The sequence below is a fragment of the Janthinobacterium sp. genome (assembly GCF_009923995.1).
Classification (GTDB): domain Bacteria; phylum Pseudomonadota; class Gammaproteobacteria; order Burkholderiales; family Burkholderiaceae_D; genus Janthinobacterium.
The window spans coordinates 1-11,214 of the sequence record NZ_RFSK01000100.1 but is presented as its reverse complement, the minus strand read 5'-3'; the positions used below and the strand labels follow the sequence as shown (position 1 = coordinate 11,214).

Below are 11,214 nucleotides of genomic sequence, written 5' to 3'. Positions count from 1 at the left end.
GGCGGAACCGCCGCAAGAGTCGCCCGGCCAGGCGCCGCCCGCCGTGCCGGCACCTGTCCCGGCCGCCGCGCCGCCGGTCACGGCCCCGGCACCGGCTCCTGCGGCCGAGGAAGCCGTGCCCGCCATGCGCGACTTGCCCGAGCCGATACAGCGGCAGATTCCCGCCGTCGCCATCGGCGGCTATATCTATTCGAAGAATCCGGCCGACCGTTTATTGCTGATCGACAAAGTCCTGCGCCACGAGGGCGAGGAGCTGGCGCCCGGTCTCGTGCTGGAAAAACTGCAGCCGAAGGGCGCCATCTTCAGTTTCAAGGGCTACCGCTACCGCGTGCCGTACTGACTTGTCGCATATCAAGGTAAGGTGCCGCCAGCTGAACGATACTGGCAGCGCCTGGTCGAACCAGGGTAGCCACGCCTGTGCGCGCGGCAGGGGAGTGCCGATGACCGCTGCTCAATCCGTCTTTGCTGGCCAGGTGCCGGGAAACCTGGCGCATATCGATCACATCGTCGTGCTGATGATGGAGAACCGCTCGTTCGACCATATGCTCGGCTACCTGAGCCTGGAAGGGGGGCGGCGCGACATCGATGGCTTGCGCACCAGTCATGCCAACGTGCATGCGGGCGTGAGCTATCCCGTGCACCATCTGCAGCGCCCGGCCTTCGGTGCGCAGCAGGACCCGTCGCACACGGGCATGTCGGTGGCGCAGCAATTGCAAAACAATAACGGCGGCTTCGTCGACGATTATGCGCAAACGCATCCGGGCGACCCCGATCCCGGCCTCGTGATGGGTTATTACAACGGTGCCGACCTGCCCATGTACGATTTCCTGGCGCAGCAGTTCTGCGTCTGCGACCGCTGCTACAGCTCCGTGCCGGGCGCCACCTGGCCGAACCGCCTGTATGCCATCAGCGGCAGGGCGGCCGGCAGCCGGGACAGCAAGCGCGTGCCCATGTATGCGAACAAATCGTTCGTGCGCCAGCTCGAGCGCAGCCTCGTCAGCTGGAAATTCTATTCCGCCTGGAAGCCGTGGAGCCTGGCCCTGACGGACGACCACTACCGCTCGTCCGAGTTTTACGAGCCCTTCGGCTCCAGCGAGCGCCGCTATGGCTTCATCGGCGATGCGCTGGCGGGTACCTTGCCCTCCGTCAGCTGGATCGACCCGCATTTCTTTGTCAATGACGACCACCCGCCCGCCGACATCCGTGCCGGGCAGGCGCTGGTGGCCCAGGTGTACCAGGCGCTGGCGCGGGGGCCGGCCTGGCAGCGCACCCTGTTCATCCTCAGCTATGACGAGCACGGGGGCTTTTTCGACCATGTGCCGCCGCCCGCCGCCATCGACGACGACCCCGCCTTCCGCCAGTACGGCGTGCGCGTGCCCATGCTGCTCGTGTCGCCGCTGATCGCCGCCGGCAGCGTCAGCCACCAGGTCTACGATCACACCTCCATCATCAAGACCATCCTGCAGCGCTTTTGCCGCGCCGCCGACGGCAGCCTGCCCGACATGGGCGCGCGCGTGGCGGCTGCCAATGGCCTGGGCGACGTGCTGAACCTGGCGCTGCACCGCGCTGCGCCCGCCGTGCCCGCCAGCGTGCAGGTCCAGCGCGCGCAATGGGAAGCCGAGGTGCGCAACCGTGACTTCGCCATGCCGGCGGCCGCCAGCATGTTCGATGGCGTGGCGGCGCAGGCGGACGGCGGCGCCGTGCCGGCCATGTCCGATGCCGAGGCGGGCGCGATCGCCGCGCACCGGCAGCTGGCCCGCACGGCGAGGAATGCGCTGGCGGCCAATGGCAAGACGGTGCGCCAGCCGCGCCGGCGCCCGATGGCGAAGGAGGGGGCTGACGGTGGCGCGCAGGGCCGGTGGACGGGAAGGTCCTGCCGCGCCGCGCCGCGCCGCGCCGCGCCGCGCCGCGCGGGGCAGGGGTTGGCCCGCTGGTGCAATGCGGAAATGCTTGACCTGTGCGCGCCCGGTGGAAGCCGGGCGCTGCCGTCGTGCCATGCCTGGGGGAGGGGCTGCGTATAATGGGCCATACTCACTCAAGGAATGACCATGCACGATGCAATGCCCATGCACCCCGTCCTGGGCGTGATTGGCCGGTCCGGCAGCGGCAAGACGACCCTGCTGGAATTTGTGGTGAAGGAACTGGCGGCGCGCGGCTTGCGCGTCAACCTGGTCAAGCACAGCCACCATGACCTGGCGCTGGAACCGCCGCACAAGGACAGTGCCCGCCTGCGCCTGGCGGGCGCGGCGGAAGTGCTGGTGGCGTCGCCTTACCGCTTTGCCATCGTGCACGAGCTGCGCGGTGCGCCCGAGCCCAGCCTGGCGCAGCAGTTGTCACGCATGGGGCCGGCAGACCTGACCCTGGTGGAAGGCTTCAAGACGGACCCGATCCCGAAACTGGAAATCTTCCGCCCGGCAGTGGGGCAGGAACCCCTGTATCCGCATGACCCGCATGTGATCGCCGTGGCCTCCGACAGTCCCGCGCCGGCCGGTTTGCGCGACGGCGTGCAATGGCTGGACCTGAATGCGCGCGAACGGGTGCTGGAATGGCTGCTGCAGCGGCTGGAAAAATAAGCCTAAAGGTTTGCCCGCACCATCCGTTAACAAGGGTAGACCCTCATTGGAGAAACGTATGGACGTCGGAAGCATTGCTCAACTGTCAACCACGATGGCGGAGACAGGCACGCGGCAAGCCGTCGGCTTGACCGTCCTGAAGAAAGCCCAGGATATCCAGAGTTCCACCGCGAACGCCTTGCTGGAAGCCTTGCCGCCGGTGCAGTCGTCGGCGAACCTGCCGGCTCACCTGGGCAACCGCATCAACACGACGGCCTGAGCGTCGTCGCGCGGCGCCACCGCGGCGCCCGCCATGTCCGACCACCGTTTGCGACGGTAGCGCGTGGGCGGCTGACTGTTTTTTTGATGCCGCCATCCCCCTTTTTTCCGTTTTTTCTGCGCCAGTCCCCGGAGCCCGTCCCGGCAGCGGATGCCACGGACGCGGCGAAGCACGTGCTGTGGATGAATAATGAAGTTTGATACAACGCTGCTGTTTCGCCGACGTTGCCTGGAAGGTGAGACGTAGTACGGCAACCGCTCCTATGGCACCAACTCCTCCGACTGTGCCCGCAACCGCGCAGCGTGCCCCGGATCGGTACTCGCCGCTGCCAATCTTTCAAGCGCCAATTTGTGTGCCGTCACGAGTGATTGGCTAATTGGCACATTGATATCGGGCGTGACGCCAACGCCTTCCCAGTTGGTCTTCGTAACGGGATTGATGGCGCGCCCACTGGGGATGAATGCGGCGAAATATGGACTCAGTTCTCGCATTCGCCCCGGATTGGCACCTCCGCCAGTCACTTCACCCACCAGCGTCGCACGCTTCAGTTGCTGGAGGTTGTAGCTGAACTCCTCTCCGGCAGAGAAGGTGCGCGGGCCGGTCAGTACGTAGACCGCTTTCTGTTGGCCGTAGTGCTTTCCGGGAACGTTGATATCAGTCCAGAACTCAGCAATACGGTCGCCATCGCGCCAATACAGATCATTCAGATGGGTGCGCTGGTCGAACAGGTAGCTGCTCAGAAAGGCGACGCCAGCCGGGTCCCCGCCGCCATTGTTGCGTACATCGATAATGAGGGCGTCGCAGTCCGCCAGCTGCATCATTGCCGCCGTGATTGCCGGCGCAGCGTCACCAACGCGGTCGAAGCCGTGTACGTCGAGATAGCCTACGTTACCTGCGAGAATCTCAATCTTCGCGATGCCATAACCACGAGCAACCATCTGCTTGAGCATTTCTTCCCGCTGCTCCGGCGCCGGCGAACTTGCGATAGGGCGCGGTGTTTCACTGGCCCTCACACTCAGGTGCTTGTCGTGACCAGCCTCACGCAGGTCGGCGGTAAGCACGTTGGCAAATACCGCCGCATCAGTGATGCTGTCATAGCCGCCGCGCTTTTGCTTCGCCCGCACACTCGTGCCGATGCTTCCCGCCACTTCTGGAAACACGTAGTGTTCATTCAACTGCTTGAGCAGCACGTCGATGACCCTCTCGCGCACGGTGGCATCGATGGGAAGAGCTTCTGCATGAGCTGCCACCTGTATAAAGCATATGGCGAGCAACGAAGCCGCTGCAGCGTGGAACCGTGCCATCGATATTTCCTCGAATTGTTTAGTACATCGCTGGAATGGACAGCGGCGTTTCGTTGAGAACAGTTTGATCTGACGGCTACCAGTCCCGCTGGCGCCATCACTTGCGCAAACTTGAACGGCCGTTCCTGGCCGCCTGCCCTCGTCGCCAGATACCGCCCCGTAGCGCAAGCTCAAGTGGCGATCAGGATTCGCTCTCTGGCTGCCTGGGCAACTTCCAGCTGGCGTAAAGTGTGGGAAGACTGACGAAGCACGTCATATTTGCCATGAAGAGGGCAAAGGCGGCGCCGGCACTGCGTTCGACGGTCCATCCATGCAGTGCCGAGGTCAGCAGCAGGATTGGCCCGGCGATGATATTGAGGAAGGCTAGGCAAGCCGTGCAGAAGAAGAACGCATTCTTGCGCAATGCGGCTTCCCGTTCATCGTCATCTATGGATGGCTTGCCCAAGGGGCCGTTGATGGCGATGGCCGACGCCACCGCCATCATGGGAACGGCAATGCCATATACCATGCGGGACACGGGGAAGCTGACTGCGGTGTAGAGGAGTGCTGCCGCAAATGCCATCGGCAGCAGCGGCAGCCACCGCATGGGCAGGCGTTGCCGCTCATCGGCATCGGCGGACATGTCGTGCCGAACCTTGTCGGAGGTACCGCTCCACCAGACCAATGCATCCATGCCCTGCATTAACGTTTTACGTTTGGCGCTCACTCATCTTCTCCTGTCCTCTTTAACGTCATGGCGATCGATTCGAAGCGCTGGAAAGAGAAAAGCATCTCAACGCTGACTCCGAAATGCCGGGCGATCTTCATCGCCAATTCCAGGCTGGGTTTGTAGTCTCCCCGCTCCAGATACCCGATGGTCTGGTTGTTGACACCGACTGCTTCGGCCAGCTCCCGCCGCGACATGCCACGCTCTGCGCGAAAGACCGCGATTCTGTTGTGTAGTGTCATAAAAACTTGTGCCAGGCTGATGGTTCGTTGTGATTACACAATGAATGACTGTCAGAGTCAAGCGAAGGACGCAAGGCCGGGAGCTTTTGACTGGCTGCCGTTGTCTGGCAACGGCGTTGCCTGGAGGCATCACCGCAAGGGCACTTCGCGTCAGACTTGACTGCTTTGTGTCTGACTGTATTGTTCGCCGCCCTCAGCCGCGATGGCTCTGGCCGCTGCCGATGGCCATCCGCGCGCCATGCGGAGGCGTCCTTGCAGCAATATTCGCCATGGGGCAGCCGATTCAGTAGAATGATGGCCACTGCATCCTGGCTGTCAACGTTGCCGCCAGGGCGCCCCGATTTCCCTGACCACGCTAGAGGATACTCCATGAATAAACGTCAAGCTCTCGTCGCCGCCGCCCTGGCAGGCATCTGCGCCAGCACCACCGTCAGCGTGGCTGCGCACGATGGCCCCGCGCCGGGCGACAAGGAAAAATGTTTCGGTGTCGCCAAGGCGGGGCAGAACGACTGTGCCTCGTCCGATGGCGCGCACTCCTGCGCGGGCCAGGCGGCTACGGACAACCTGCCCACGGAATGGGCCTATGTTGCCAAGGGCACGTGCACCCAGGCGGGCGGTTCGCTCAAGCCCGTCAAGCCGGCCAAGGGCGCCAAGCCAGCCGCGCAGCCATAAGCATTTCACGCAGCAACGCCATGCCGTCTCCTGCGCTCGCTGGCGCGGGCGTCGGCCTGCGCGCCTTGCACTACCGCGATTTCCTCGCCCGCCGGCCCCCGGTGGGCTGGCTGGAAGTGCATACCGAAAATTATCTGCAGCCATCGGGCTGGGACTGGCACGTGTTGCAGTCCCTGCGCCAGGATTATCCTATCAGCCTGCATGGGGTGGGCCTGGGCCTGGGCTCGGCGCGGGGTTTTTCCGAGCCGCATTTGCAGCGCGTGCGCGCGCTGGTGGAGCGCATCGAGCCGGCCCTGGTGTCGGAACACCTGAGCTGGGGCGCCGTGGCGCAGGCGCAACTCAACGACCTGCTGCCCCTGGCCCTGGATGGCGCCGCCCTGGACTTGCTGTGCGCCCGCGTGGGGCGGGTACAGGACGTGCTGAAAAGGCCGATCTTGCTGGAGAATGTCTCCACTTACCTGCGTTTTCGCGACGATGCCATGAGCGAGGCGCAATTCCTGGCCGAGCTGGCGCGCCGCAGCGGTTGCGGCCTGCTGCTCGATATCAATAACCTGTACGTGAACCAGTGCAACCACGGCGAAGATGCCCTGGCCGCGCTGCGGGCGATCGCGCCCGGCAGCGTGGGCGAGCTGCACCTGGGCGGGCATCTGCTCACGCCGCACGCCGTGGTCGACCATCATGGCGCCACCGTGGCCGATCCCGTCTGGGACTTGTATGCGGCTGCCTTGCAGCGCTTTGGCGCCCTGCCCACCCTGATCGAATGGGATACGGACTTGCCCGCCCTCGATGTCCTGCTGGGCGAGGCGGGCAAGGCGCAAGCCATGCTGGCGCGGCACGCGCCGCAGGCGCCATGGCGGGGAGCGGTGCTGGCGGCGCCGCCCGTCGTTCCTGCCGCGCCGGTCGATGCGCTGGCGGCCGGCCAGCAAGCGTTTGCCACGGCCTTGCTGGATGGGGCGGTCGCCCTGCCACCGTTCGCGGGAGCGGCGCTGCCGCAGCGTTTTGCTCTGTATCGCGGCAATATGAACGCCACCTGGCGCCGCACTTTGGGCCACGCCTATCCCGTCGTGCTGGCGCTGGTGGGAGACGAATTCTTCGGCGGCCTGGCGCGCGCGTATGGGCGACAATATCCGTCAGATAGCCCCGACTTGAACCAGTTTGGCGCCCGTTTCGCCGATTTTCTCGCTGATTTCCCCCATGTGGCCGAGCTGCCCTATCTGCCGGACATGGCGCGGCTGGAGTGGGCCGTGCACCTGGCCCATTACGCGCCCGATGCGCAGGGCGTGGCGCCCGGGGCGCTGGCGGCCCTGCATCCGCAGCAGCTGGAAGAGAGCCGCTGGCGGCTGCATCCGGCCTGCCGTCTGCTGGCATCGCGCTGGCGGGTAGCGGCCCTGTGGCAGGCGCACCAGGCAGGCGAGGGGCAGGGCAGGTTTCCGCACGATATGCAGGTGGCCAGCCATGCGGCCGTCTGCCGTCCCCGCTGGAAGGCGCACGTGCTGGAATTGGATGGGGCTGCGCATGCGGCCTTGCTGGCGCTGCAGCAAGGCAAGACGTTCGGTGCCGCGCTCGATGCGGCCTTCGAGCACGATGAGAATTTCGACCTGGGCGGCCAGCTGGGACGGTGGCTGGCGCAGGGATTGCTGGTGGAGCAGCTGCCCGCCTAATCGAAGGCGCGCAGCAAGCGCGCTTCGCCCGTCTGGTCCTGGTGCAGGGCATTCGCGGCCAGCGTGGCATCCATCATGCGCGTGACCTGCTCTTCCTCGAAGCGGGCGAGCTCTGCCGTGGCCGCGACGAGGGCCAGTTCCAGCCTGGCGCGCGCGCTCTGGTACAGGCTGCTCGTATATTTGTCCGTGTTGCGGAGCAATTCCTCCGCATTTTCTATGACCTGGCGCAAGTCGCCGATCAGGCGTTCCTGGCTGCGCGTACCTTGTTCGGGATGGTCCATGGCGCTTCCCTTCCACAATCGATAGTTCTCTCGCGAGCGACGTGTTGCAGCCAGACGCAGGCAGCCGGGGTGGCAGGGAGGCTGGCTGGACGCATGGGGCCGCTTGCGCGCCCCATGCGGGGATCAAACAGGGCCGACGACCGTGATGCGGATATCGCCCACGCTGACGACCTGGCCGGCGCGGATCTTGGCGGTCTTGCGCAATTCCTTCTTGCCATCGACCTTCACCACGCCGCTATCGACCATGACCTTGCCTGCGCCACCGCTGTCGCACAGGCCGACCAGCTTCAGCAGCTGGTTCAGCTCGACGAACTCGGATGTTAAATCAAAGCTTACTTTTTGCATTGTATCCCTTATTGCAATGATGTGTTTTAAACACTTGATGACGGCGTCAACCAAGTTGTTAGTTTACATGAAGCCATCCGGGATGCAGGCAGAGCCTCAGCTTTTGTTGGGCCGTGTCATCTCCAGGGGCACGATCCACGCATTGAATTGCTCTTCAGTAACAAATCCCAGGGCCAGGGCCGCTTCCTTCAGGGTCGTGCCTTCGTGCTGGGCCTGCTTGGCGATCTGCGCCGCCTTGTCGTAGCCGATGTGCGGCGCCAGGGCCGTCACCAGCATCAGCGAGCGTTCCATCAGTTCGGCGATGCGGACACGGTTCGGTGCGATGCCGTGGGCGCAATGTTCGTCGAAGCTGCGCATGCCGTCGCCCAGCAGGCGCGCGCTTTGCAGGAAGTTGTGCGCGATCAGGGGCTTGAAGACATTCAGCTCGAAATTGCCCGAGGCACCGCCCACCGTGATGGCCACGTCGTTGCCGAAGACCTGGCAGCACAGCATGGTCAGCGCTTCGCACTGGGTCGGGTTGACCTTGCCCGGCATGATGGAGCTGCCCGGTTCGTTTTCGGGGATGGTGATTTCGCCGAGGCCGGAGCGGGGTCCGGACGCCATCCAGCGCACGTCGTTGGCGATCTTCATGAGGGCCGTGGCCAGGGTTTTCAGCGCGCCATGGGCGGCCACCAGGGCATCATGGGCGGCCAGGGCGGCAAACTTGTTGCTGGCCGTCTCGAACGGCTGGCCCGTCAGGCGCGCCAGTTCCGCGGCGATGCGGCCGGCAAATTCCACGTGGGCATTCAAGCCCGTGCCCACGGCCGTGCCGCCGGCCGCCAGCTGCAGCAGCGGCGGCAGGGAGGCCGTGATGATGTGTTCGGCAAACTCCAGCTGCGCCGCGTAGCCGGAAAATTCCTGGCCCAGGGTCAGCGGGGTCGCGTCCTGCAGGTGGGTGCGGCCGATCTTGACGATGTCGGCAAATTCCGCGGCTTTCGCATCGAGCGTGGCGCGCAGCTGGCGCAGCGGCGGCAGGACGGTGTTGGCCACGGCCAGGGCAGCCGCCACGTGTATGGCGGTGGGAAAGATGTCGTTCGAGGACTGGCCCAGGTTGACGTCGTCGTTCGGGTGCAGCAGGCGCTCGGCGCCCCGCAGGCCGCCGATCAGCTCGGAGCCGCGGTTGGCCAGCACTTCGTTCATGTTCATATTGCTTTGCGTGCCAGACCCCGTCTGCCAGACGGCCAGCGGGAATTCCCCCGCATGCTTGCCGGCCAGCACTTCGTCGGCCGCCTGCGTGATGGCGATGGCTTTCTTGCCATCCAGTAATCCCAGGTCCAGGTTGACGTGGGCGGCCGCGCGCTTGACGGTGGCCAGGGCGGCGATCAGTTCGGGCGGCATCTTTTCCGTGGAGATATGGAAGTGCTCGAGCGAGCGCTGCGTCTGCGCTCCCCATAGCCGGTCGGCGGGTACGTCGATCGGGCCGAAACTGTCGCGTTCGATTCTGCTACTCATGGCATCCCTTTCATCGATGGAGGTGGATCGAGTGTACTCCAGACGCCAAAAAGGCACAGGACGATGCTGTATTGCATCATTTTTGCCTGGGTACCTCTACATTTCCCCGATTTCCTGCCGTTAAAGTGGGGCGAGTCCCGTTTATTTATCCTGTTATCAAAGCGATCAGTCCATGCCTAGTAGCGTCTTTCCCCGTTGGACCCTGATCGCGTGCGCCGCCGCCAGCCTGGCCGTGCCGCCCGCCATGGCGGCCGAACTGGGCGAGCTGGCCGTGCTGTCGCACGTGGGCCAGCCCCTGCTGGCCGAGATCGAGCTGACGGCCCTGGCGCCCGAGGAAGCCAGCGGCGTGGACGTGCACCTGGCCTCGCCCGATGTGTACCGGGGCGGCGGCATCGCCATGGACCCGGCGCTGCAGGGCCTGGCCATCGCGCCGCTGGAGCGGGACGGGCGCCGCTACGTGCGCGTGAGCACCCGGCAGGCGATCCAGGCCGGCCATGTGCATCTGTATTTGTTGCTGGGCAATGGCAATGGCGCCATCGTGCGCCTGGCTACCCTGTGGCTGACGCCGGCGCCGCCGGCGGCCGCCGCGATTGCACCCGTCAAGCCGCCGCCTGCACCCGTATCGCCGGCAGCGCCGGCCGCGGCGCCGCCCGATGCGGCGGCCCTGGCGGCCCGCGCCCGCGCCGAAGGCATGCTGCGACCGCCTGCCGTGTTCCTGGCGCCGGCCACCGCGCCCAGGCCAGCCGCCCCCGACATGCGCCCGCCCGTGGCCGCGCGTCCGCCGCCCTTGCGCCGTCCCGCCGCGCCCGTGGCCGCCTGCGCGCCGCAGGCCGATGCGGCCCAGGCCGAGGCATGCCTGGCCCTGGACGAGAAAAACGCGGCCCTGAACGACAAGCTGGGCGAACTGGAAGGCAAGATCGGCGCCCTGCAAAAAGCGCTGGACCAGCCCGCCACGGCCGCCCTGCCTGCGGCTGCGCCTGTCGCGCCTGCCGTGGCCGGGCCGCCCCATGCCAAGCCCAAACCCCTGGCGGCGCCAGCGGCCGAGAAGAAGGCGGAGGGCCATGGCATGCTGTGGCTGGGACTGGGCACCCTGGCTTTCCTGCTGCTGACGGCCGCCATCGTGTATGTCTTGCGCAAGCGCAAGGAAGCGGGAGCGCCGGCGGCGCCGTCGAAATACTGGGTCCTGCTGCGCAAGCCGTTCCGCCGCAAGCAGGCGCCGCCAGTCCTGACGGAAACGGCGGGCGAAGCGGCTGCGGACGAGGCGGAACCGGAGCCGTTTTCGCGCTAAGGGCCGCCGCCAGATTTGATGTGAAAAAAGATATTGAAAGAGACATGAAAAATGTCTGCCGCTGGTGTTGCCTATTTTTCAAAGCTGGCTTTATAATCAATTCAGTGGACTTGCTCTACGACAAAACAGTCCCTGCCTGGCGCAGTCACCAACGATAGTGTGGCGCGGCAAACAGGTGTAGCGTTGCATAAACGCCTGGGGCTGGAAGCGGTCTGCGATGCCAACGATGTGCTCGCGGACGCCGGATGCAACCGGCAGCGAGGCGACGCCAGGAGATACCTGGGGTTCGCCTTCCATATTCCCTCCCTCCATGTCCTGGACGCCGCGAACAGCAACAAAGACGCGCGGCAAGGCCATGGCGGCAGACGTAAAAAAAGCACCCGCGGGTGCTT

14 protein-coding genes are annotated in these 11,214 nt (G+C 65.2%); 8 read left to right on the top strand and 6 right to left on the bottom strand.

Going from position 1 to position 11,214, the window contains the following annotated elements; genetic code table 11:
• The 4 genes from EBS11_RS27050 to EBS11_RS27035 form a co-directional block, all read left to right on the top strand.
• The coding region (locus EBS11_RS27050) for a general secretion pathway protein GspB (protein ID WP_290608367.1) at positions 1-340 on the top strand (340 nt) is incomplete at its 5' end.
• Between the two features lie 100 nt (positions 341-440).
• The gene (locus EBS11_RS27045; RefSeq protein WP_290608366.1) at positions 441-2,021 is read left to right on the top strand and encodes an alkaline phosphatase family protein; all 1,581 of its coding nucleotides are present in this window, start codon (positions 441-443) and stop codon (positions 2,019-2,021) included.
• 27 nt (positions 2,022-2,048) lie between these two features.
• Complete coding sequence (gene mobB, locus EBS11_RS27040) at positions 2,049-2,573, top strand: molybdopterin-guanine dinucleotide biosynthesis protein B (RefSeq protein WP_290608364.1); 525 nt, start codon at positions 2,049-2,051, stop codon at positions 2,571-2,573.
• 58 nt (positions 2,574-2,631) lie between these two features.
• Positions 2,632-2,832, top strand: a complete 201-nt coding sequence (locus tag EBS11_RS27035) for a YjfB family protein (protein WP_092798340.1) — start codon at positions 2,632-2,634, stop codon at positions 2,830-2,832.
• Positions 2,833-3,092: 260 nt separating this feature from the next.
• Here EBS11_RS27035 and EBS11_RS27030 read toward each other — a convergent pair whose 3' ends face one another.
• The 3 genes from EBS11_RS27030 to EBS11_RS27020 all read right to left on the bottom strand — a co-directional run bounded on the left by EBS11_RS27030 (position 3,093) and on the right by EBS11_RS27020 (position 5,084).
• Positions 3,093-4,136 carry a S41 family peptidase gene (locus EBS11_RS27030; RefSeq protein WP_290608362.1) on the bottom strand — a complete coding sequence of 348 codons (1,044 nt, stop codon included), beginning with the start codon at positions 4,134-4,136 and terminating at the stop codon, positions 3,093-3,095.
• Positions 4,137-4,317: 181 nt separating this feature from the next.
• Complete coding sequence (locus EBS11_RS27025; protein ID WP_290608360.1) at positions 4,318-4,842, bottom strand: hypothetical protein; 525 nt, start codon at positions 4,840-4,842, stop codon at positions 4,318-4,320.
• Positions 4,839-5,084 (bottom strand): helix-turn-helix transcriptional regulator, encoded by a 246-nt coding sequence (locus EBS11_RS27020; RefSeq protein WP_290608358.1) that lies wholly within the window; start codon positions 5,082-5,084, stop codon positions 4,839-4,841. The genes EBS11_RS27025 and EBS11_RS27020 overlap by 4 nt, the downstream gene beginning before the upstream one ends.
• 369 nt (positions 5,085-5,453) lie before the next feature.
• On the opposite strand from EBS11_RS27020, the gene EBS11_RS27015 reads away from it, so the two are divergent.
• Both EBS11_RS27015 and EBS11_RS27010 read left to right on the top strand, forming a co-directional pair.
• A complete protein-coding gene (locus EBS11_RS27015) occupies positions 5,454-5,756 on the top strand; it encodes a DUF2282 domain-containing protein (RefSeq protein ID WP_290608356.1) in 303 nt (100 codons plus the stop codon).
• Between the two features lie 20 nt (positions 5,757-5,776).
• A complete protein-coding gene (locus tag EBS11_RS27010; protein ID WP_290608354.1) occupies positions 5,777-7,417 on the top strand; it encodes a DUF692 family multinuclear iron-containing protein in 1,641 nt (546 codons plus the stop codon).
• Here EBS11_RS27010 and EBS11_RS27005 read toward each other — a convergent pair.
• From EBS11_RS27005 to fumC, 3 genes are all read right to left on the bottom strand, one after another.
• A complete protein-coding gene (locus tag EBS11_RS27005) occupies positions 7,414-7,698 on the bottom strand; it encodes a hypothetical protein (RefSeq protein WP_290608352.1) in 285 nt (94 codons plus the stop codon). The two genes, EBS11_RS27010 and EBS11_RS27005, sit on opposite strands and share 4 nt — an antisense overlap.
• Before the next feature lie 123 nt (positions 7,699-7,821).
• On the bottom strand, positions 7,822-8,043 hold the full coding sequence (locus EBS11_RS27000) for an RNA-binding S4 domain-containing protein (protein WP_092798343.1): 222 nt from the start codon (positions 8,041-8,043) through the stop codon (positions 7,822-7,824).
• Between the two features lie 96 nt (positions 8,044-8,139).
• Positions 8,140-9,534 (bottom strand): class II fumarate hydratase, encoded by a 1,395-nt coding sequence (gene fumC, locus EBS11_RS26995; RefSeq protein ID WP_290608350.1) that lies wholly within the window; start codon positions 9,532-9,534, stop codon positions 8,140-8,142.
• A gap of 172 nt (positions 9,535-9,706) precedes the next feature.
• Between fumC and EBS11_RS26990 the strand changes: the two genes are divergently transcribed.
• Both EBS11_RS26990 and EBS11_RS26985 read left to right on the top strand, forming a co-directional pair.
• Positions 9,707-10,822 (top strand): hypothetical protein, encoded by a 1,116-nt coding sequence (locus tag EBS11_RS26990; RefSeq protein WP_290608349.1) that lies wholly within the window; start codon positions 9,707-9,709, stop codon positions 10,820-10,822.
• A gap of 183 nt (positions 10,823-11,005) precedes the next feature.
• Positions 11,006-11,214, top strand: a 209-nt coding sequence (locus EBS11_RS26985; protein WP_290608347.1) for a hypothetical protein, incomplete at its 3' end; no start/stop codon positions are given.

Coding starts and splice junctions, on each gene's coding strand:
- EBS11_RS27005 (WP_290608352.1), bottom strand. CDS start 7,698: ATGGACCATCCCGAACAAGGTACGCGCAGCCAGGAACGCCTGATCGGC.
- EBS11_RS27035 (WP_092798340.1), top strand. CDS start 2,632: ATGGACGTCGGAAGCATTGCTCAACTGTCAACCACGATGGCGGAGACA.
- EBS11_RS27030 (WP_290608362.1), bottom strand. CDS start 4,136: ATGGCACGGTTCCACGCTGCAGCGGCTTCGTTGCTCGCCATATGCTTT.
- fumC (WP_290608350.1), bottom strand. CDS start 9,534: ATGAGTAGCAGAATCGAACGCGACAGTTTCGGCCCGATCGACGTACCC.
- EBS11_RS27000 (WP_092798343.1), bottom strand. CDS start 8,043: ATGCAAAAAGTAAGCTTTGATTTAACATCCGAGTTCGTCGAGCTGAAC.
- EBS11_RS27015 (WP_290608356.1), top strand. CDS start 5,454: ATGAATAAACGTCAAGCTCTCGTCGCCGCCGCCCTGGCAGGCATCTGC.
- EBS11_RS27010 (WP_290608354.1), top strand. CDS start 5,777: ATGCCGTCTCCTGCGCTCGCTGGCGCGGGCGTCGGCCTGCGCGCCTTG.
- EBS11_RS27020 (WP_290608358.1), bottom strand. CDS start 5,084: ATGACACTACACAACAGAATCGCGGTCTTTCGCGCAGAGCGTGGCATG.
- mobB (WP_290608364.1), top strand. CDS start 2,049: ATGCACGATGCAATGCCCATGCACCCCGTCCTGGGCGTGATTGGCCGG.
- EBS11_RS27045 (WP_290608366.1), top strand. CDS start 441: ATGACCGCTGCTCAATCCGTCTTTGCTGGCCAGGTGCCGGGAAACCTG.
- EBS11_RS26990 (WP_290608349.1), top strand. CDS start 9,707: ATGCCTAGTAGCGTCTTTCCCCGTTGGACCCTGATCGCGTGCGCCGCC.